We start from the raw sequence: 21263 nt of genomic DNA, 5'->3' as shown, positions 1-21263 counted from the left end.
GGTGGGTAGTTTGCTGGTGCCGTCCGCCGGGGGTGGTGCCTGTCGGGGCCAGCCCGTTGGAGCCGCGCGAGGGAATCCGAAGGCAGGACGGCCGGGCAAAAAAACCGCAAGAAAACCACCGCCATTTCGGCCGCCGTACGAGGATGACAACGCGGGAGTCCGGCGCGAAGGCGCCGGACCGGCTCCTTCGGGCTGGCCCCGACAGGCACCACCCCCGCTGGACGGCACCAGCAAAAAAACCACTCACCAACCGCGAACCGACATCCCACGACATCGCCCCCTGCACAATAAGAAATCGCACTCCCAAAAAGGCGATTTCCGCTCGGCTCCCGAGGCACACCCCATGTAACTGACAGGAATGTCAGTTTTCGGACAGCCTATCGTCCCGGATCGCTTCGTACAGTACGGGCATCATGATCGCCCCTACACCGACCGGGCGCCGCGCAGGGCGCCGCCTTTCCTTCGTTCCGGCCGCGCTGTCGGCGTTGGCGCTGCTGTCCGGCTGTGCCGTCGGGCCCGACTACGTCCGCCCGACCATGGACATCCCCGCCGCCTACAAGGAAGCCGGCCCCTGGAAGACCGCCCAGCCCGGCCAGGTCGATCCCAACCAGAATTGGTGGGAGATCTACGGCGATAAAACCCTGGACCGCCTGATGGCCCAGGCCAATGTCGCCAACCAGACCATCGCCCAGGCCGCCGCGCAGTATCGGCAGGCCCGCACGCTCGTCGCGCAGGCGCGAGCGGCTTTCTGGCCGCAGGTGACGGCCGGCGTATCGGCCGACCGCACGCGCAGCATGACCAACAGCGGCACCAGACTGGGCAACACCTATGCCGCCACGCTCGATGCCAGCTGGGAACCCGACCTCTGGGGTGCCGTGCGCCGCTCCGTCGAAGCCAGCAACGCCACCGCGCAGTCCAGCGCCGCACAGCTGGCCGCCGCCCGCCTGAGCGTGCAGGCCGCCCTGGCCCAGGATTATCTGCAGCTGCGCGTCACGGACGAACAGAAGGCCCTGTTCGCGCGCACCATCGCCGCCTTCGAGCGCTCGTTGAAACTGACGCAAAGCCAGTACAACGCCGGCGTCGCCCTGCGTTCCGACGTCGCGCTGGCCGAGGCGCAACTGCACACGGCGCAGGCGTCCGCCATCGACCTGGACACGCAGCGCGATCAACTCGAACACGCCATCGCCATCCTGACCGGCCGCGCGCCCGCCGACTTCACGCTGCCGCCCGCGCCCGAAAGCTGGCAGGCCAATGTGCCCGCCATCCCCGCCGGCGTGCCATCGCAACTGCTGGAGCGGCGGCCGGACATCGCAAGCGCGGAACGCCTTGCCGCCGCCGCCAACGCGCAGATCGGGGTAGCGCAAGCCGCCTATTATCCCGACCTGATACTGAGCGGCGGCCTTGGCTACAGCAGCGGCACGGCCGCGCTGTCGCAGTGGTTCAACACCCCCAGCCGCATCTGGTCGCTGGGCGCCGCGCTGGCCCAGACGGTATTCGACGGGGGACTGCGAGGGGCGCGCGTGGACGAAGCCCGCGCCGGCTTCGATGCCGCGGTCGCGCAATACAAGCAGACCGTCCTGGGTGGCTTCCAGGAAGTCGAGGATAACTTGTCGAACCTGCGCGTGCTGGCCAATGAAAGCGTCGCGCAGGACCAGGCAGTGGAAGCTTCGCGGCTTTCCGAGCGCCTGGCGCTGGCGCAGTACCGCGCCGGCACCACCACGTATCTGACCGTCGTCACCGCGCAGGCGCTGACCCTGTCCAATGAACGCACCGCCGTCGATCTGCTGGGACGGCGCCTGCTTTCCAGCGTCGCGCTGATCAAGGCTACGGGCGGCGGCTGGAACGCCGCGCGGCTCGATACGCCGATGGCCGACGCCGGCACGGCCGCCAAAGCAGCGGCATCGGCCGAGATGAAGCGGGCCACGGCGACCGATGCAGAGGTGGACACGCAGGAGGGCGGAAAGGCCAACACGCAGCGAGCGGGAGCGCAGGCCATGGCCGCCACGGGCGTCCGCTGACGCGAAACGAATTCCAGGAAACGAGAGCGAAGATCATGGCAGATGCATTGTCCCGGCGCCGCGCCGGATTCGCGGTCGCCGGCGTGGCGCTGGTCGCCGTCGCCGCCGCCTTTTGGGGCATGGCGCGAAAAGCCGAATCGGCCGACGCGCCCGCGCCCAGGACGCCGCCCGTTATCGTGACATCCACGCGGGTCGAGCAACAGGACGTGCCCATCTACCTGACCGGCGTGGGTACCGTGACGGCCAACCAGTCGGTGACCGTTAAAACCCGCGTGGACGGCGAACTCGACAAAGTGGGCTTCGTCGAAGGCCAGGACGTCAAGGCCGGCCAGATGCTGGCGCAACTGGATCCGCGCGCCCTGCAGGCGCAACTGGCGCAGGCCAAGGCGACGCAAGCCAAGGACCAGGCGCAACTGGTCAACGCCCGCCTGGACCTGAAGCGCTTCACCCAGCTGAGCAAGGAAGACGCCGCCACGCAGCAGCAACTGGACACGCAGCGTGCGCTGGTGTCGCAACTGGAAGCGACGGTACAGATGGATGAGGCCCAGGTCGCCTTCGCGCAGGTCCAGCTTGGCTACACCACCATTACCGCGCCCATCGGCGGCCGGGTGGGCGCGCGGCTGGTGGACCCGGGCAATATCGTGCACGCGACCGACACCGGCGGCCTGGTCGTCATCAACCAGATCGATCCCATCTCCGTCATCTTCACGGTGCCGGAATCCGCGGTCGGCGACATCAATACCGCGATGGCGGACACGCCGCAGGGACTGCCCGTGACGGCGCTGGGACGCGAATCCAACCAGCCGCTGGGCGAAGGCAAGCTCGTGCTGGTCAACAACCAGATCGACACCGCCACCGGCACCGTGCAGCTGAAAGCGCTGTTTCCCAACCCGCGCCATGTGCTGTGGCCGGGCCAATACGTGAACGCGCGGCTGCAGCTGGGCGTGCGCAAGCGGGCCCTGACGGTGCCCGCTGCCGTCGTGCAGCGCGGACAGAACGGCACTTATGCCTATGCGCTGGACGACCAGGGTATCGCGCGCATCCAGCCGATCCGCGTGGCGGTGATCCAGGACAACGTCGCCGTGGTGGACGACGGCCTGAAGGCCGGCGAACGCGTGGTCGTGGACGGGCAATACAAGCTGCGCCCCGGCCTGCACACGCGCGAATCCGCCGCGGCGACCGCGATGGCGGATCGGCCGGCCGCCACCGCCACGCGCGCCAGCGCACCGGATGCCCCCGCGGCCGGCACGGGTGCCAATGCGCCCAAGGGAGAAGGCCGATGAGTATTTCCGCCACCTTCATCAAGCGCCCCATCGGCACCAGCCTGCTGGCACTGGCGATCCTGCTGGTCGGCATTGCCGCCTGGCCGCTGCTGCCCGTGGCGCCGCTGCCGCAGGTGGACTTCCCCACCATCCAGGTAACGGTGAGCCTGCCGGGCGGCAGTCCGGAGACCATGGCGTCGAACGTCGCCCAACCCCTGGAGCGGCAGTTCTCGCTGATCGCCGGTTTGTCGCAGATGACATCGCTCAGCGGCCAGAGCCAGACGCAGATCACGCTGCAATTCGACCTGGACCGCAGCATAGAGTCGGCCGCCGTGGACGTGCAGGCGGCCATCAACGCCGCGTCCGGACAACTGCCGTCCAACCTGCCGAACGCGCCGACCTTCCGCAAGGTCAACCCGGCCGACGCCCCCATCATGATCCTGAGCGTGCAGTCGGACACGCTGCCCATCACCGAAGTCAACGACTACGCCGACAACATCCTGGCGCAGCAGATTTCGCAGATCAAGGGGGTCGGCCTGGTCAATATCGGCGGCCAGCAGAAGCCATCGGTGCGTGTGCAGGTGGACCCCGCAAAGCTGAAGTCGCTGGGCCTGAGCCTGGAGGATGTGCGCAACGTCATCGCGACGACCACGGTGAACCAGCCCAAGGGCACGATCGACGGGCCCACGCAAAGCTTCACGACCTACACCAACGACCAGTTGCTCAAGGCGGCCCCGTGGAACGACATGGTGATCGCCTATCGCAACGGCGCGCCGATCCGCGTGCGCGATGTCGGCGTGGCCGTGGACGGCCCGGAGAACAACAAACTGGCCGCCTGGGCCTACGCCGGCCCGGCGGCGGCGCCCGGCAACACGATCACCAATGGGCGCGGCATCGTGCTGCAGATCAGCAAGCAGCCGGGCGCCAATGTGATCGATACCGTCGACGCCATCAAGGATGCCATGCCGCGCCTGCGCGCGGCCATCCCGCCGACGGTGCAGATCAACACCATCATCGACCGCACGCAGAACATCCGCGCGTCCGTGCAGGACGTGGAATTCACGCTGATCCTTACCATCGTGCTGGTGGTCATGATCATCTTCGTCTTTTTGCGCGACGTCGCCGCGACGCTGATACCCTGCATCACCGTCCCGCTGGCGCTGATGGGAACGGCGGCCATGATGTACGTGGCCGGCTTCAGCCTGGATAACCTGTCGCTGATGGCGCTGACGATCGCGGTGGGCTTTGTCGTCGACGACGCCATCGTGATGCTCGAGAACATTTATCGCCACGTGGAGGAAGGCATGGGTCCGCTGGAGGCCGCCTACAAAGGCGCCGGCGAGATCGGCTTCACCATCGTGTCCATCTCGGTATCGCTGGTCGCGGTATTCATCCCGCTGCTGCTGATGGGCGGGATCGTCGGCCGGCTGTTTCGCGAATTCGCCGTCACCGTCACGCTGACCATCCTGGTTTCGGTCATTGTGTCGCTGACCTTGACGCCGATGCTGTGCTCGCGCTACCTGAAGAACCAGCATGGCCGCGAACACGGGCGGCTGTTCATGCTGTTCGAGCGCGGCTTCGACGTAATGCTGGGCGGCTACAAGCGCGGGCTCCAGTGGGTGCTGCGCCACCAGTTCATCACGCTGATGAGCTTCATCGCGACGGTGGCCGTTACGGCGCTGATGTTCCTGACGATCCCCAAGGGCTTCTTTCCGCAGCAGGATACGGGCTACATTTTCGGCTTCGCGCAATCGGCGCAGGACTCTTCGTTCGCCGCCATGAACAGCCGCATGGTGCGGCTGGCGGATATCGTGCGCCAGGACAAGGATGTGGCGGCCTTCGGCATGAACGGCGATCCGACACAATTCAATACGGGCCGGTTCTATATCGGCCTGCGTTCCAAGGAGGATGGCCGCAAGGATAGCGCCGACGAGGTGATCCGCCGCCTGCGGCCCAAGGTCGCACAGGTGGAAGGCGTGACGCTGTACATGCAGGCCGGGCAGGACATCAACGTCGGCGGGCGGCTGTCGCGCACGCAGTACCAGTACACCCTGACCGATTCCAACCTGGACGAACTGAACGAATGGGCGCCCAGGCTGGCCACGCGGTTCGCGCAATTGCCCCAGCTGACCGACGTCGCCTCCGACCAGCAAAGCAACGCCCCCACCGCTACCCTGACCATCGACCGTGCGCGGGCGTCCAGCTTCGGGATTTCCCCCGCCCTGATCGATTCCACGATCTACGACGCCATCGGCCAGCGCCAGGTGGCGCAGTACTTCACGCAATTGAACAGCTATCACGTCGTGCTGGAAGTCACGCCGGCGCTGCAGCGCGATCCCTCCCTCTTCAGCAAGCTGTACCTGACATCCCCGCTGACCGGCGAGCAGGTTCCGCTGTCCACGTTCGTCAAGCTGGACACCACCAAGACGGGTTACCTGGCCATCAACCACCAGGGCCAGTTCCCGGCGGTAACCCTGTCCTTCAACCTGGCGCCCGGCACGTCGCTGGGCGAGGCGGTGCAGGCGATCGACGCGGCCAAGACGGCCATGGGCGTGCCGGCCACGCTGGTTGGATCGTTCCAGGGCGCCGCGCGTGCGTTCGGCGACTCGCTCAAGTCCCAGCCCTACCTGATTGCCGCCGCGCTGATCGCCGTCTATATCGTGCTGGGCTTCCTCTACGAAAGCTACATCCATCCGCTGACGATCCTTTCCACCCTGCCTTCGGCGGGCCTGGGCGCGCTGCTGATCCTGCGCGCGGGCGGCTACGACCTGAGTGTGATCGCGCTGATCGGCATCATCCTGCTGATCGGCATCGTGAAAAAGAACGGCATCATGATGATCGACTTCGCCCTGCACGCCGAACGCGAGCACGGCATGTCGCCCCAGGAAGCCATCTACCAGGCCTGCCTGCTGCGCTTCCGCCCCATCATGATGACGACGATGTGCGCGCTGCTCAGCGGTCTGCCGCTGATGCTGGGCAACGGCCAGGGCGCCGAACTGCGGCGCCCGCTGGGGTACGCCATGGTGGGCGGGCTGATCGTGTCGCAGGCCCTGACCCTGTTCAGCACACCCGTCGTCTACCTTTACCTGGATCGCGCGCATTATTGGTACCTGAAGCGCAAGCAGGCCCGCGCGGATCGCAAGGCGGCGCGGCGGACCGGCGCGGACGGCACCCGGCAGGACGAGCCACTGGTGCAGAAATAGGGTAAAGAGCGGCATGAAAATCCTGATCGTCGAAGACGAGCTCAAAACGGCCGACTACCTGCACAAGGGGCTGACCGAGCAGGGCTGCACCGTCGATCTGGCGCACAACGGCATCGACGGCCAGCACCTGGCCCTGGAGCATGATTACGACGTCATCGTCCTGGACGCCATGCTCCCGGGGCTGGACGGCTTTCGCGTACTGCGCGAACTGCGGCGCCTGCGCCAGACGCCCGTCATCATGCTGACGGCGCGCGACGGCGTGGAAGACCGCATACGCGGTTTGCAGGACGGTGCCGACGACTACCTGGTCAAACCGTTTTCTTTCCTGGAACTGCTGGCCCGCCTGCAGGCCCTGACCCGCCGCGGCCGCACCCAGGAGCCCATGCACCTGCGTATCGGCGACCTGCAGATCGACCTGGCCAGCCGCAAGGCACAACGCGCCGGCGTGCGCATCGACCTGACCGCCAAGGAGTTTGCCCTGCTTGCCGTGCTGGCACGGCGCAAGGGCGAGATCCTCTCGAAGACCGCGATCGCCGAGCTGGTCTGGGACATGAACTTCGACAGCAACGTCAACGTCGTCGAGGTGGCCATCAAGCGGCTGCGCGCCAAGATCGATGCGCCCTTCGGCGTCCGCCTGCTGCATACCATACGCGGCATGGGCTATGTCCTGGAACAGCGCGACGAAGCGCTGCCCGAATGAAGCGTTCCATCACCACCCGCCTGGCGCTGATGTTCGCATCGGTTGCGCTGCTGACCTTTTCGCTGATCGGCATTGCCCTATACGGCGTCCTGCGGACGGAATTGGCCCGCCAGCAGACCGAGGTGCTGGACACCACCGCCAACGAAATGCTGTATGCCCTCAACCGCATGGGCAACACCGAACGCTGGAGCCGCGCCGAAACCAAGATGGACACCCTGACGCCGGCCGACGGCAGCCTGCGCTTCTGGATCCTGAGCCCGGATCCGGCCTACGCCTATGGCAAGGACGTCCCCCACAGCCTGGCCGCCAGCCCGCCGGCCGACGGCTTCTACAGCATCGCCATGCCCGGCCGCGAATACCCCATGCGCGTACTGGTCCGCACCGTCCCGGCGCTCCAGGAGCGTCCCACCGTCAAATTCATCGTCGGAATGGAGACGGCCCCCTACTTCCATACGCTGCATACCTTCCTGATCGCCCTGGCCGGCCTGCTGCTGTCGGCCGTGCTGCTGATCATGCTGCTAGGCCACTGGGTGGCCCGCATGGGCCTGCTGCCGCTGCAGCGGCTATCGAGCGAAGCCAGCATGCTAAGCCCCCGGCACCTGTCGCAGCGGCTGAACGTCGCCACGCTGCCCATCGAACTGGCCGACCTGGCCGGCGCCTTCAACGGCGCGCTCAGCCGGCTCGAAACCGCCTATACCCGCCTGGAAGCCTTCAATGCCGATGTCGCCCACGAGCTGCGCACCCCCCTCACCAACCTGATCGGCCAGACCCAGGTCGCGCTGTCGCGCCGCCGCAGCGCCGCGGACCTGGAGGAAGTGCTGCAGTCCAACCTGGAAGAGCTCGACAGGCTGCGCGCCATCGTCAACGACATGCTGTTCCTGGCCCGCGCCGACCAGGGCGAGGCCGCCACCGGGCTGGTGCGCACGCCCGTGGCGGCGGAAGTCGGCAAGACCATCGAGTTCTTCGAATTCGTCCTGGACGATATGCGCCTGGCCGTGGATATCGAAGGCGACACCGAGGCACAGGCCTCGCTGGACACGGCGCGCTTTCGCCGGGCGGTTACCAACCTGTTGCAGAATGCCATCCAGCACACCGAATGCGGGCGCCGCATCACTGTCCGCATCGAGTCGCAACCCGGCACGGTGCGCATCGCCGTTTCCAACCCAGGGCCGGCGATCGACCCCGTGCATTTGCCACGGCTGTTCGACCGCTTCTACCGGGTCGACGCCGCCCGCCACGACAATGGCCACACCCATGGCCATGGCCTGGGCCTGGCCATCGTCAAGGCGGTGGCCACCATGCATGGCGGCGATGTATTCGCCCGCAGCGATGCCGATGCCACGACCATAGGCTTCAGCGTCCTGGCCTGACCAAACTCCGGTAACGCATTGCCGGCTGACGAATGCGCAAGCTTCGGTCACACTCGGCACACCGGCCGCCAACCCGGCGCCGGCAATTCCCGGAAGGAGGTCCGATGAAACAATCCCATTCCCGCAAGGCCCTGCTGGCGGCGGCAGCGGCGGCCGCTGCGCTGTTCGCGGCCGCTCCCGCGCGGGCCGACGTCACGGTCCCGATGGCGCTGGCCACCCCCACCGGCAAAGGAGACGACATAGGCACCGTCACCCTGTCGCAAAATAAATACGGCCTGCTCCTGACTCCCAACCTGAAGGGCCTGCCGCCCGGCCTGCACGGCTTCCACATCCACGAAAAAGGCGATTGCGGCCCCTCGCAGCAGGACGGCAAGCCCGTGCCCGCCGGGGCCGCGGGCGGGCACTACGACCCGAACGGGACGAAGAAGCACGGCAGCCCATGGGGCGACGGCCACCGCGGCGACCTGCCGGCGCTATACGTCGACGCCGGGGGCAACGCCACCAACCCCGTACTGGCGCCACGCCTGAAGCTCGCCGAGGTCCACAAGCACGCGCTGATGATCCACGTCGGCGGGGACAACCATAGCGACCATCCCCTGCCGCTGGGCGGCGGCGGTGCGCGCGCGGCCTGCGGCGTGATTCCCTGACCGGCACGCTGCCGGTTACGCGGGATGTCATCGGCTCGATCCGGCAGCGCCGTCGCTAAGAGTAAGTCCTATAAGTTATGGAGGCGGGGAATTCCTGCATCAAACAGGAACCCCGTCTTCTACGCGCGCGACGAATGGGCCTCTTCATGACCCAACCCTGTTGCACCCAGATCGATCTGGCCGTAGACCCCGCAGCTTGATGACTTCGTTGACTTACTCCCCGCTTCCGCAGTTCCACTTCCCGACCACCCCGATCGCGGCGCGCCCGCGGTTCATGGCGCCTTCCCGCTTTACCTTCTTCGGAGGAACGCGCGGTTCCCTCAACGGGCACCGTGACGCGCGACCTCCCTGCTGACGCTTCGCTGTTAGCGCTCGACGCGCTCCGCACGTCCGATGAACCGGACGTGCGCGGGCAAGTACTGCCCATCGTCGCTTCGATGCCGACTCGAACGCATGCGCCCGCTGTTGCCGCGCCACGCGCGGGCGACGCGCACCGCCCTCCACCGTAGCCCTTTTTCCCCGGCGCCGTTGCCGCGATGCGCTGCCGCGCCATGCGCCCCGTCGGCCGCTCGCCCCGGCGCATCCCGGCATGCCGGCTTATACGTCCGCGCGCCTTGCGGCCCGCGGCGAATTCCCATCCACCACAGAGAGTACGCAGCAACCGATTTTTCCCACCCTTAGCGCTTAAGGAGCAGTATGTCTGACCCGCAACACCCTGCATCCCCGCCGTCGTCGTACCCACCCCCGATGTTCCAGCGCATCCGCCCAGCAGGCGGACATCCGGCGACCCACCGCGGCCAGACGCCGTGGATCCTGCGCGCCTTGTACGGCGCGACGTCCTTCGGCCTGATGGCCGGCGCTGCCGATCCGGCTTACGGCGGCCAGCACGTCAGGCAGTTCGGGCCGGCGGATACGACGGTCCAGGCCACCAACGGCGATCCCGAAGGCCTGGCCCGTGTGCAGGGGCCTATCGTGACGCGGCATGATCGGGAACATGGCATCCAGGCGCTGGAGGCGGGCGCGGCGGTCGTGTCCGGCACCGTCACGACGCACGGCGACGACGCCTATGCGCTGTACTACGGCGGCGGCGCCCGCGTCGTGATGACGGATGTCCGCATCCTGACCCACGGAGCGCGCGCGCACGCGGTGGAGGGCATGCGCGGCGTGCCGCCGGAAGCGCCTGGCCAGAAGCCGCCACCGGAGGGCACCCTGGAAGTGCACCGCGGCACGATCGCGAGCCAGGGCCCGGGCAGCGTCGCGGTGGATGTGACGACACCGACCGCCCGCCTGGGCCGGCCGCTGGGCGACCTGAGCCCGCCGAAGCTATGGAGCATGGGCTACACCGGGCCGGCCAGCGCCCAGGCACCGGACGTACGGATCGAAGGCTCCGCCGCGAACGCCATCGGTATCGCCATCGACGGACGCCGGAGCCTGGAATTCAATGGCGTCGGTATCGCGCTGACACAGGCCCGGTCGGTTGCGCTTTCCGTCAGCGGGGGCGCCGGCGTGACCGGCAGGAACGCCGGCATCGCGGTGTCCGGCCCGGACAGTTTCGGAATGCGCGTGCGCGGCGACTCCCGGCGCGCCGATGCCGAGCGATGCCCGGTGCCATCGGTGGTCAGGCTGACGGACGGTTTCATCGACATGACGGGACACAATTCGCCCGGCGTGGAGATCGTGCGCGGCAACGTGTTCCTGGAGGACGTCTCCATCGCCACCGCGGCCGGCGCCCGCTTCGCCGTGGGCAACGAGGCCGGCAGCTTGCGCATGGAAGGCAGGCGGGAACGCGCCACGATCCGCGCCACGGGTTCGGCCCTGGCGGCATGGACCGCCGACGGCCTTCCCGCGGCCAGCTTCGACTTCCGCAATGTCTCCATCCGCAGCGGCTCGCACAGCCTGATGGAGGCGGGCCGCGATCACGCGGATGACGCGGCCGCCCCGCCCGCGCATGTGAACCTGTCGCTGGAACGAAGCGAGGCACGCGGCGAGATCTGGGGTGGCACCAGGGCCCCGCGCGTGAACGTCACGCTGCGCGACGGATCGACATGGGACGGCCATACGAATATCGGCGGAACGGTGACCGCGGGCCCGGGCAGCACCTGGGCGGTGGACGGAAATGCGGCGGTGCAGGAAGTCGCGCTGGACCGCGGGACGATCGCGTTCCGGCAGCCGGCGTCCGCGGACGCGCGCCCGGCGGACTTTCATCGCCTGGAGGTACGGCAGGACATGCGCGGCAACGGCGAAATCGTCATGCGTGTCGATCCCGCGAACCGGGACAGCGACAAAATCCTGGTCGGCGGCCGCGTGCGGGACGACATCGTCATTGCATTGAAGGATACCGGTACGCCCGCCGATACCGTGACATCCATAGAACTGCTCCACGCGGAGCGAGGCGGGCCCGCGAACTACGCGCTGCCGGACCAGGCCGAACGCGTCCTGCTTGCGGGCCACGCGTTCCAGCTGCACAAGGAAGCGTCAAAGGACGGCCCGGCGGTAACGGTGCTGGCGGTGCCCGAAGGCGCGCCCTTCGTTCGCGGCTACGCGACCCTGGATCTGCCTGCTCCGCGCGGCTACCGGGAAACGGTTGCGGAAACGCCGGCGGCCTTTTACAGCTTCCGCGAAACGGCGCGGGTGGATCCGGAACATACGCGTCGCGCCCCGATCGAGGCGCCGCCACGCCGCCAGGGTGAACCGGATCGCAAGCCCGATAGCCCGCGGCCCGACACCCCGCAGCCCGATAACCCGCAGCCCGAAACTATCCCCGGGCCGGTCGGCGGCATCCCCGGCGGAACCCCGCCCAGGCCCGGAGGCATTCCCCCCACCGTAGCCCCGGGACCCGACGATAGTCCTCCGCCCGGGCGCCGACCCGGAAACGACCCTGGCGGCCCCGTGCTCGCACCGGTACCCGTGGATGAGCCAGCGCCGACACCGGAAAGCCATCCCGTGCCGGTGAATGAGCCAACGCCTACTCCGGGAAACCCTCCGCCCCCCGTAGGCGAACCCACGCCCGCGCCGGAAGGCGAACCGCCCCTCGACGGCGAACCCGCCCCGGATGCCGGGTCTCCGCCGGAGCCGAACGCCCACGACATCCCTGCCGGAACGGATGCGGAATCCGAGACGCAAGCGCCGCCCGGCGGCGAAGGCGAGGCGACGGAACAAGCGGAACAGCCCCAGCCCGAACCGCCGGCCGCGCCCGAACCGGCGCCTTCCCCGCCCCCATTGCCCACGCCGCTTTCCACCGGCGCCACGCTGGCAATGAACAACGCCGCCCTCGCCGCCGGACAGGGCATCTGGAACACACAGCTGGCCGCCCTGAATCGCCGCTTGCGCGCCGCGCGCCAGGGCAACGCGGCCACGCTGCCCGGCGGCACCCATGCCATCGACGGCTCGGGCATCGGCATCTGGCTCGAAGCCACCGACGCCCGGCAGAAAATCGACAACCCGCTCACGGGCAAATACCGCCAGGACCTGCAGGGGTTCGTCGCAGGTATCGATCGCGCCATCGACGTCGCGGCCGGCCGCTGGCACATCGGCCTGCTGGCCGCGCAGGCCGGCAGCCGCCGCGACTTCGACGACGGCAAAGGCCGCACACGCAGCACGCATGTCGGCGGCTACGCGACCTTCCTGGGCCCCCAGGGCAGCTATGCCACCGCCATCGTCGCGGCAGGCCGTTATCGCCACGATATGCACGGCAAGGCGACGGACGGCAAACGCCTGGCCGGCGCCTTCCGCAACAACGGCATCGGCGCGTCCATCGAAGGGGGTCGTCGCGTGGAATTGCCCCGCGCATGGTTCGCCGAACCGCACGCGGGCCTGGACTACCTGTACGTCGGCGCCGCCGGCTACACCCTGAGCGACGGCACGCCGGTACGGGACCATGGCGGCCACTCCCTGCAAGGACGGGTGGGCGCGCGCATCGGCCGCGTCATCGACGCCGGCAATGGCGGCAGCGTCACGCCCTACCTGCGCGCCGGCTATGTCCATGAACGCGGCAACCGCAACCATGTCACCGTAAACGGCACGGCCCTGAAAGCGGACCTGGGAGGCAGCCGGCTCGAACTGGGCGCCGGGATCGAGGCGCGGCTGGGCAAGGCCTACAGCCTGGTCCTCGATGCCGGCTATGCCAAAGGCAGGCGCTTCGAGGAATCGCGCATGGTGATCGTCGGCCTGCAATACCGCTGGTAAGCCGTCGGCCCCCGCGGGGGCGCCGGACCGGGATGCGTGGAATCGCACCCGGACCGGCGCGCGTTTCCCACGGAACAGAAGGTATCCCGCGCGTACATACCCGCTCTGACCTTCTCACGTACAGCCGGCCGCGATCGTCCGTCACGACGATCGCGTCCGATTGTCGTTGTACGCCAGGCACCCCGCCAGGCCTTGGAAGGCGCTTTGCAAATGCTGGAGGATCAAGTCGCCATGGGCCGACGACACGTTGATGGACCGCGCGATGGACGCGTACGCAAGGACAAGGCACGCGCCGCTGTCCCGGCCGGACAAAAGCCGCGCCGGGGACTGCCCCGCAAACGCGAGGTGGCCGGTGCGGCCGTGCTCGCGCTGCTGGCCTATCCGATCGGCGATGCCCGCGCGGACGATCACGTGAACGAGTACGCGGCCGAATACAACTGGTCCGATCGCACCGTCAAAGCCACGGATGGCCATCCCGAGCGCCGCACGCGCGTGCGCGGCCCCATACGCACGCAAGACGATTGGGAACATGCCGTCACGGCCGTCGAGTACGGGGCAGCCGATATTACCGACGCCGAACTCCATACCGCCGGCAACGATGCCTATGGTATCTACTTCAGCGGCGCCGCCCGGCTGTCCATCACGGGTGCCCGCATCACCACGCGCGGCGACCGGGCGCATGGGCTGGGCGGTTTCGACGAAAGAGGCGACGACCTGCCCGACTGGGCATATGCCACCGGTGGCGAACTGCGCATGGACAGCGGGACCATCACCCTGCATGGCAACCGCGCGCATGGCCTGCACGTCGTCGGCGCGACCGGCCCCATCCATCTTGGCGCGCCGATGTCGCAGGCGCACGACACGACACCGGCCTCGGCCGCGCGTCCGGACGCGCCGGTGTGGATTTTCGGCAAGGGATCCCACAACACCGCGATCCATGTCACCGCCAACCGCAACCTGACATTCAATGGCGTGCGAACCATCCTGTACGGCCCTTCCAGCACCGGCATCCTGGCCACCCAGAATTCCACGGTGACGGGCAAGAATCTCTGGCTGTACAGCCAGGGCAGCGACAGTGCCGGCCTGGACGCCGCCGGCAGATCCGCATGCGCGGTGAAGAACGGCGAAATCCTCTGCGACCCCGCCGATACGACCGTGCGGATCACGCGCGGGTTCATCCATATGCAGGGCGCGCATTCCCCGGCCGTGGCGCTTCAGCGGGCCCGCGCGCACCTGAGCGACGTCTCGCTGATGACCGGCCCGCAAACGCCCTATGCGGTAGGCAACGAGGCGGGACGATTCCGTTTCGAGGGCGAGGACACGCGCGCAACGCTGAAAAGCTACGGGACATCGTTGCGCGCATGGGCGGATTCGCCCGACGAAAGCGCTGTCTTCAGCTTCAAGCGGGCAGAGGTGCACAGCGCGTCCAATACGCTGCTTGAAGTCGTCCGCGTCCAGGGAGCGGCGCCCCAGCGGCCCGGCCAGACGTACTACACCATGCTCAAGCTCGACGACACGCTGGCGGAGGGCGACATCCACGGCATGCCGCAGTCGCGGGCGCACATCCAGCTGGCGAACGGTTCGATATGGGAAGGCCATACCGATATCGGCGGCCATGTCCGCATCGATGGCAGCAGCACCTGGGCCATGGACGGGAGTTCCGCCATCGATGCCATGACCATGGCCGATCGCGCGACGCTGCGTTTCGTCGAATCGTATGGCAGGCCCGGCGGCGCGCCGCGCTTCCACAATTTGACCGTGCACGATGGCCTGGAGGGCGACGGGCGTTTCGAAATGCGCACGCATCTGGCGCGCGGCCTGGCGGATAGCCTGGACATACGGGGCCGCGCCCACGGCTCGTATGCCGTACTGATCACCGACCGCTCCCTGCCGGGCGAACGCGCGGGCGCGCGTGCCGTGCCCATCGTCCGCGCGCGCCAGGGCGATGCCTCCTTCGCGCTGGAGAACGCCGGCCAGGCCGTGGATGTCCTGGGACACCGCTACACGCTGAAAAAAGCCGAGACCGCCACGGGTTTCGTATGGTCCCTGGAAACGGACGACGCCCTGCCGGACGCCCCTGCCGATGGCGGCGAGACCGCCGACGGAGACGCGCCGCCGGACCAGGACGGGAAGGAAGGGGAAGACGCGAACGACGGCGAGGGCGGCGCCACGGCGGTCGATGCCGGCGGCGCGCTTGCCGCGGCCCTCGATAAGGACGGCGGCGATGCCGCCCCGGCCGCCCAGCCGTCGCGGGCCATCCGGAACGCCCTGGTCAATAACGGCGGCATCGCGTCTGCCAGTACGCTATGGACAGCCGCGATGCGGCCCGTCGAAAGCCGGACGCGCACGCTGCGCGCGACCCCGATGGAGGCCTTGCCGGCCGGAAAGGACACCGGCATCTGGATACGCGGCATCGATACGCGCCAGCACCTGCATCAGGCCGATAGCGAACCTTATACCGAGTCGCTGTGGGGCTATACCCTGGGGGCCGACCGAGCCGTCGACGTGACCGCCGGCCGCTGGCATTTGGGTGTCACCGCCAGCCAGGTCGACGCGCAGCGCCGCTTCGACGAAGGCAAGGGCCGCACGTCGGCAGCGCTCTTCGGCGCGTATGCCGTTCTGCGGCTGGACAACGGCGCTTACGCCAGCGTCGCGGCATCCGCGGGGCGCTATCGCAATACGGTACAGGCGCGCGGGTCCGCCTTCGACGATCCGGCGACGGGCCGGTTTCATCATGTCGGCGCCGGCATCGCCGTCGCCGCCGGACACCGCCTGGACCTGGCGCGCGGCTGGTTCGTCGAACCCCATACCGGCCTGTCGTATTTCCGCGCGGGACCCGCGCGCTATGCCTTGAGCGACGGCACCGCGGTACACGATCGCGGCGGCCATTCGCTGCAGTCCCAGGCCGGCGTGCGCGCCGGGCGCGCCATCGACCTGGGCAATGGCGACATCGCCACGCCCTACGTGCGCGTGAACTGGCTGCGCGAATTCGCCAATCGCGGCGCGATACACGCCGATGGCGCCTCGCTGGGCACGGACCTGTCCGGCAACCGTTTCGAAATCGGTCTCGGGGCCGAGGCCGAAGTGGGGCGGCGACACTGGCTGTACGCAGATGTCGAAGTCGGCAAAGGACGCCACGTATCCCGCTCCCGCGCCATCGTCGCGGGATATCGATACCGCTGGTAGTCAAGGCGGGCTGGCGCGGCCGGTATATGCTATGGCGCTGCCATGCCGCATCCCAGCCCGGCGACGCGGCATGGCGCGCGGCGGCCCGCACAGGCAGCACCGTGGGTCTCGCGGCCAAGCGCCCCGACAGAGGGCGCGACTTACGCATATTCCGCAGCCATAAGCAAAATGCAAAAGGAGACACCATGCACGCTGCCACCCGACTCGCCCTGTCCGCCGTCTGCGCCCTTGGCCTGGCCGCCACGGCGCACGCCGACGCCGCCTGGCCCGCCGGCAAACCCATTACGTATATCGTTCCCTTCGCGCCCGGCGGGGCCACCGACATCATCGGACGCCTGGTCGCCAGCAAGCTCGGCCCGGCCCTGGGCACCACGGTCGTCGTCGAAAACCGCCCCGGCGCCGGCGGCAATATCGGTTCGGATTACGTCGCCAAGGCCAAGCCCGACGGCTATACGCTGGTCGGCGGCACCATCAGTTCGCACTCCATCAACGGCAGCCTGTACAAGAACATGCCGTACGACATGGTCAAGGATTTCGTACCGGTGGCCTTGACCGGCAAGCTGGGCAATGCACTGCTCGTCAAGGACGACAGCCCTTTCCGAAGCGTGGCCGACGTCCTGGCCGCGGCCAAGGCCAAACCGGGCGCGCTCAGCTACGGTTCCTCCGGCAACGGCACGTCGCAGAACCTGTCCGGCGAATTGTTCAAGGCCACGGCCAAGGTCGATATCATGCATGTGCCCTTCAAGGGCAGCGCGCCGGTGTTGCAGGCGCTGATGGGCGGCCAGCTCTCCATGGCCTTCGATAACATTCCGCCCGCCCTGCCCCTGATCCAGTCCGGCAAGCTGCGCGCCCTGGCGGTCACCTCCGCGAAGCGCGACCCGCACCTGCCCGATGTGCCCACCATGCAGGAACTGGGTTTGAAGGATTACGAGGTCGTCTCGTGGCAGGCGGTGTTCGCGCCAGCCGGCACGCCCAAGCCCATCGTCGACAGGCTCAGTACCGAGATCCTGAAAATACTCCGGGAGCCGGACGTGAAGAAGAAATTCGACGGCATGGCCATCGACGGCAGCGGCATGGACGCGCAGCAGCTGGCGGCGTTCCAGAAGTCCGAGGTCGCGAAGTGGAAGAAGCTGATCGACACCGCGGGAATCCGCGTGGAATGACGGCACGGCTTCGGGCGCTGAGCGCCCGAAGCCAAGGCGATCAATCCGCCGTGATCTTCGCCGCCTTGATCACCGTGGCCCACTTGGCGGCCTCCGCGTTCAGATACTTGCCGAAATCCGCCGGCGTACCGGGCTTGGTGGTGACGCCCATGCCCGCCAGAACCTTCTGCGCGTCGGGGTTGGTCAGCGCCTTGTTGATCTCGGCGTTCAAGCGGTCGATGATCTCCGATGGCGTACCCTTGGGCGCCATGAAGCCCCACCACACACTGGCCTCGAAGTCGGGGAACCCGGCTTCCGCCGCGGACGGCACGTCTTTCACCAGCGCCAGGCGGTCCTTGCTGGCGACGACCAGGGCGCGCAGGCGGCCGGATTGCAGCTGCGACAGGCCCTGTACCGGATCGAGCAGCATAAAGTTCACGCGGCCTGCGCTGAGGTCGACGATGGCCGGCGCGCCGCCCTTGTAGGGCACGTGCAGCATATTGGTCTTCGTGACGTACTTCAGCAGCTCCGAACCCAGATGCGCGGAGCTGCCGGGACCGGCGGACGCATAGCTGATCTTGTTGGGATCCGCCTTGGCGGCATCGACGATATCCTTCAACGACTTGGCCGGTGAATCCGCCGGCACCATCATGATCAGCGGCGCGGAACCGACGTAGGCGATGGGCGTCAGCGCCTTCAGCTCGGAAAACGACCGCTTCGGATACAGCGCCACGTTGGTCGCCAGGCCATTGGCACCCAGCAGGATGGTATAGCCGTCGGCCGGGGCCTTGGCGGCGGCCTCGTTGCCGACGCTGCCGTTGGCGCCGGACCGGTTCTCCACGACGATGGACTGGTTCATCTGCTGGCCGAGGTGCTGTGCCACCAGGCGGCCGAGGATGTCCACCGCGCCCCCCGGCGGGAACGGCACGATCATGCGGATAGGCTTATCGGGATAACCTGCCTGCGCGCGAGCGGCGCCCAGGGGTGCCATCAGCGCGACAGCCAACGTGGCCGCCAGCATCCAGGCCGGTGTACGGAATACGGATTTCATGTCTGTCTCTCGTTCTTACTGTTTAAATGCGCCGCGCCGCGATTTCGGGTTGCTGCACCGGAGCGGACGGTGTGTCCTGAAAAAAAGGGGCCCGGAGGCCCCGTGACGTCAGGCGTCGTCGTCAAAAGCGGATTCGGGCCAGCGCAGGATCTGCGCGGCGGCCTTGCCCATCACCCATGCGCGGCTGTCCGCGTCCAGGAAATCCAGCGCGACACGGAAATGGTCGACGCATTCCTGATAGGTGCACGGCAGGCGCGTGTAATCGGATCCCCACATCGTGCGCCGCGGGCCGAACGCATCGAAAATGCGCCTCAGATAAGGATCCAGATTGGCGAAGGGGTAAGGCTGGTTGCTGTAACAGGGCGCCGCGGACGCCTTCACCGATACGTTGGAAAAACGCGCCAGCGCCAGCAGGTCGTCCAGGTCGGCGAAGGCGGCCTCGTCGCGCAGGTTGCTGTGGCGGGCCATGTGGTCCAGTATCAGCCGCAAGCCGGGGTGGCGCTGCGCCAGATCGGGAATCTTGTCCACGTGCCCCGGCACGAAGACCATCAGCGGAATATCCAGGCGCTCGCATGCGGCCCAGAACCAATCCATGCCGCCCGGCTCCAGTCAGCCGCTCCACTTGGGCTTATGGAAGGTCATGCGGATGCCGAGCATATTGGGCTGGTCCAGCCAGTGCTCCAGGCGTTCGCGCGCATCGGGCGCTTCGGGATTGAAACGGCCCATGATGGCCAGGCGGCGGGGATGGCGGGCCGCCGCTTCCAGCGCGGTATCGTTGCTGTCGCCGACCGGGGAAGGCGGGACGATGATGGCGCGCTGCACGCCGGCCGCATCCATCGTCGCCAGGAATTCTTCCGCGCCCAGCGGCTCCTCGCGGTGCGGGCGAGCGCCCTCGACGGCCACGAAGACCTTGCGTTCGACCTCTTCGGGCGGCCAGGGCCGGTCCGGCCGATGGGCTTCCCACAAATGCACCTGGGTGTCGGTAATCAACACACCGCTCTCCTGCTTCGCGCGTCATATGTATAGAAAAGCGACTATAGACGCGGGCACGAAAGAGCGGAACGGCATTTCCGATCTAGCTGATATTCTCAAAATGAATAACGGAAACGCCGGACGGGTCGCGGTTGCGCGCGATCCTACTCACGTCTTGCAGTTTTGCTGCCGCCCGCGCGCCGGGCCGCCTGGGCCAGCGCCTGGGGCACGAAACGCGCGATCAGCTCCGCCGTCTGGCGGCCCAGGGCCGTTTGCGGACGCTCGGCCGAGGTGGCCAGCGCCAACGTGCTGGTCATGCGCGGGGACACGATGCGGCGGGCGCTGAGCTTGGCGGCGTCCGACGCGATCAGCAAGGCATTCTGCGTCACGATGGCATGACCGTAGCCCTGGGTCACCAGATCGACAATGGCACCGACGGCGTCGATCTCCAGGCTGACCGAGATCTTGCGGCCCAGGCTGGCCAGGCGGGTTTCCACCAGCATGCGCAAGGGATGCGGACGGCTGGGAATGATCAGCGACACCCCCGCCAGGTCCTTGACGGCAATGGACGCGCCCTGCGCGGCCCGCCCTTTCGCGCGTCGCTCGATCAGGAACAGCGGGTCTTCGCTGAGCGGCAGGAAATCCAGGCCCGGCGTGGGCATGGGGTCGTGCAGAATGGCGACGTCGATGCGCCCGGACAGCAGCCATTCATGCAGATGGACGGTCAGGCCTTCCGTGATGGACAGCGTGGCACGCGGAAACGCCAGCCGGAACTCGGCGACGAATGGCGCGGTCAGCAGGCGGCCGATGGAATGCGGCACGCCGACAACGATGCGGCCGACGGGCGAACCGCGCGCGTCCTCGACTTCCTGGCGTGCGCGGTCGAACTGCAGAAGAATGCCCCGGCCGTGCGCCAGCAGCCGCTTGCCCGCCTCGGTGGGACTGACGCCTCGCCCATTGCGGTAAAGCAAGGTCTGGCGCAGTTCGATTTCCAGGCGGCGCACCTGACGGCTGAGCGCCGGCTGCGCCACGTCCAGGATGGCGGCAGCCTTGGTGAAGCTGCCCAGTTCCGCGACGTGGACGAAATATTCGAGTTGGCGTAGGTCCATGGAGTCTCCCGCTGGCCACCGGAGAGATCGGCAACCATGAGCCGCCTTTTCCCGTGTCGGCGGACCGAAGGGGGACGATACAACACGGGACGATAGACCGCCGCGTGACCGCGCTGGCGCGGCATCCTGCAAGATGCCAACGGGAAGGCCGCGCCATCGCACCCATGCAAGACCTTCACCGCCAGAGGACGCCATGCCAGAACTCATGCCCGAATTATGTCCCCTGCCTATCGGCATACTTTCACGTAGCTGCCCGCGCGACACCCCGCTGCCAATCGGGGAAGCCGCGCAACCGAACACCGTCAATCGAGTTGCAGATGCGCCTCTTCGACGACTTTCTTCCACTTTTCGATTTCCGCGCGGCGGAAGGTGTCCAGCTCGGCCGGGGTCGAGGCGACGATTTCCGCGCCCATGTCGG

At 67.7% G+C, this 21263-nt stretch carries 11 protein-coding genes and 2 pseudogenes; 9 read left to right on the top strand and 4 right to left on the bottom strand.

Annotated elements, in window-relative coordinates:
- The first annotated feature begins 413 nt into the window (after positions 1–413).
- From ACO1P8_RS14815 to ACO1P8_RS14775, 9 genes are all read left to right on the top strand, one after another.
- Positions 414–2018, top strand: coding sequence for an efflux transporter outer membrane subunit (locus ACO1P8_RS14815; RefSeq protein ID WP_486296648.1), 1605 nt, complete (start codon positions 414–416; stop codon positions 2016–2018).
- Positions 2019–2053: 35 nt separating this feature from the next.
- Positions 2054–3301 carry an efflux RND transporter periplasmic adaptor subunit gene (locus ACO1P8_RS14810; RefSeq protein ID WP_486296647.1) on the top strand — a complete coding sequence of 416 codons (1248 nt, stop codon included), beginning with the start codon at positions 2054–2056 and terminating at the stop codon, positions 3299–3301.
- The gene (locus ACO1P8_RS14805; protein ID WP_486296646.1) at positions 3298–6483 is read left to right on the top strand and encodes an efflux RND transporter permease subunit; all 3186 of its coding nucleotides are present in this window, start codon (positions 3298–3300) and stop codon (positions 6481–6483) included. The genes ACO1P8_RS14810 and ACO1P8_RS14805 overlap by 4 nt, the downstream gene beginning before the upstream one ends.
- Positions 6484–6496: 13 nt before the next feature.
- Entirely contained in the window at positions 6497–7183 is a 687-nt protein-coding gene (locus ACO1P8_RS14800; protein ID WP_486296645.1) for a heavy metal response regulator transcription factor, read from the top strand.
- Positions 7180–8553 carry a heavy metal sensor histidine kinase gene (locus tag ACO1P8_RS14795; protein WP_486296644.1) on the top strand — a complete coding sequence of 458 codons (1374 nt, stop codon included), beginning with the start codon at positions 7180–7182 and terminating at the stop codon, positions 8551–8553. Before ACO1P8_RS14800 ends, ACO1P8_RS14795 begins: the two co-directional genes overlap by 4 nt.
- 104 nt (positions 8554–8657) lie before the next feature.
- Positions 8658–9200, top strand: a complete 543-nt coding sequence (sodC, locus tag ACO1P8_RS14790; RefSeq protein WP_486296643.1) for a superoxide dismutase [Cu-Zn] SodC — start codon at positions 8658–8660, stop codon at positions 9198–9200.
- Positions 9201–9896: 696 nt separating this feature from the next.
- On the top strand, positions 9897–13385 hold the full coding sequence (locus ACO1P8_RS14785; protein WP_486296642.1) for an autotransporter outer membrane beta-barrel domain-containing protein: 3489 nt from the start codon (positions 9897–9899) through the stop codon (positions 13383–13385).
- 231 nt (positions 13386–13616) lie between these two features.
- On the top strand, positions 13617–16571 hold the full coding sequence (locus ACO1P8_RS14780) for an autotransporter outer membrane beta-barrel domain-containing protein (protein ID WP_486296641.1): 2955 nt from the start codon (positions 13617–13619) through the stop codon (positions 16569–16571).
- A 185-nt stretch (positions 16572–16756) separates the two neighbouring features.
- Positions 16757–17734: a Bug family tripartite tricarboxylate transporter substrate binding protein gene (locus tag ACO1P8_RS14775; RefSeq protein ID WP_486296640.1), complete on the top strand. Its 978-nt coding sequence runs from the start codon at positions 16757–16759 to the stop codon at positions 17732–17734.
- A 40-nt stretch (positions 17735–17774) separates the two neighbouring features.
- Here ACO1P8_RS14775 and ACO1P8_RS14770 read toward each other — a convergent pair whose 3' ends face one another.
- The 4 genes and pseudogenes from ACO1P8_RS14770 to ACO1P8_RS14755 form a co-directional block, all read right to left on the bottom strand.
- Positions 17775–18764 (bottom strand): Bug family tripartite tricarboxylate transporter substrate binding protein, encoded by a 990-nt coding sequence (locus tag ACO1P8_RS14770; RefSeq protein ID WP_486296639.1) that lies wholly within the window; start codon positions 18762–18764, stop codon positions 17775–17777.
- A 108-nt stretch (positions 18765–18872) separates the two neighbouring features.
- A pseudogene (locus tag ACO1P8_RS14765) lies at positions 18873–19736 on the bottom strand (amidohydrolase family protein).
- Between the two features lie 164 nt (positions 19737–19900).
- Positions 19901–20845 (bottom strand): LysR family transcriptional regulator, encoded by a 945-nt coding sequence (locus ACO1P8_RS14760; RefSeq protein ID WP_486296638.1) that lies wholly within the window; start codon positions 20843–20845, stop codon positions 19901–19903.
- Between the two features lie 302 nt (positions 20846–21147).
- Positions 21148–21263, bottom strand: a pseudogene (locus ACO1P8_RS14755) (tripartite tricarboxylate transporter substrate binding protein); the annotation flags it as partial.

The sequence above is a fragment of the Bordetella sp. genome (assembly GCF_057362025.1).
The sequence above is the reverse complement of the archived record's forward strand: the minus strand, read 5'-3'. Positions and strand labels throughout refer to the sequence as shown.

Coding starts and splice junctions, on each gene's coding strand:
- ACO1P8_RS14815 (WP_486296648.1), top strand. CDS start 414: ATGATCGCCCCTACACCGACCGGGCGCCGCGCAGGGCGCCGCCTTTCC.
- ACO1P8_RS14810 (WP_486296647.1), top strand. CDS start 2,054: ATGGCAGATGCATTGTCCCGGCGCCGCGCCGGATTCGCGGTCGCCGGC.
- ACO1P8_RS14805 (WP_486296646.1), top strand. CDS start 3,298: ATGAGTATTTCCGCCACCTTCATCAAGCGCCCCATCGGCACCAGCCTG.
- ACO1P8_RS14800 (WP_486296645.1), top strand. CDS start 6,497: ATGAAAATCCTGATCGTCGAAGACGAGCTCAAAACGGCCGACTACCTG.
- ACO1P8_RS14795 (WP_486296644.1), top strand. CDS start 7,180: ATGAAGCGTTCCATCACCACCCGCCTGGCGCTGATGTTCGCATCGGTT.
- sodC (WP_486296643.1), top strand. CDS start 8,658: ATGAAACAATCCCATTCCCGCAAGGCCCTGCTGGCGGCGGCAGCGGCG.
- ACO1P8_RS14785 (WP_486296642.1), top strand. CDS start 9,897: ATGTCTGACCCGCAACACCCTGCATCCCCGCCGTCGTCGTACCCACCC.
- ACO1P8_RS14780 (WP_486296641.1), top strand. CDS start 13,617: ATGGGCCGACGACACGTTGATGGACCGCGCGATGGACGCGTACGCAAG.
- ACO1P8_RS14775 (WP_486296640.1), top strand. CDS start 16,757: ATGCACGCTGCCACCCGACTCGCCCTGTCCGCCGTCTGCGCCCTTGGC.
- ACO1P8_RS14770 (WP_486296639.1), bottom strand. CDS start 18,764: ATGAAATCCGTATTCCGTACACCGGCCTGGATGCTGGCGGCCACGTTG.
- ACO1P8_RS14760 (WP_486296638.1), bottom strand. CDS start 20,845: ATGGACCTACGCCAACTCGAATATTTCGTCCACGTCGCGGAACTGGGC.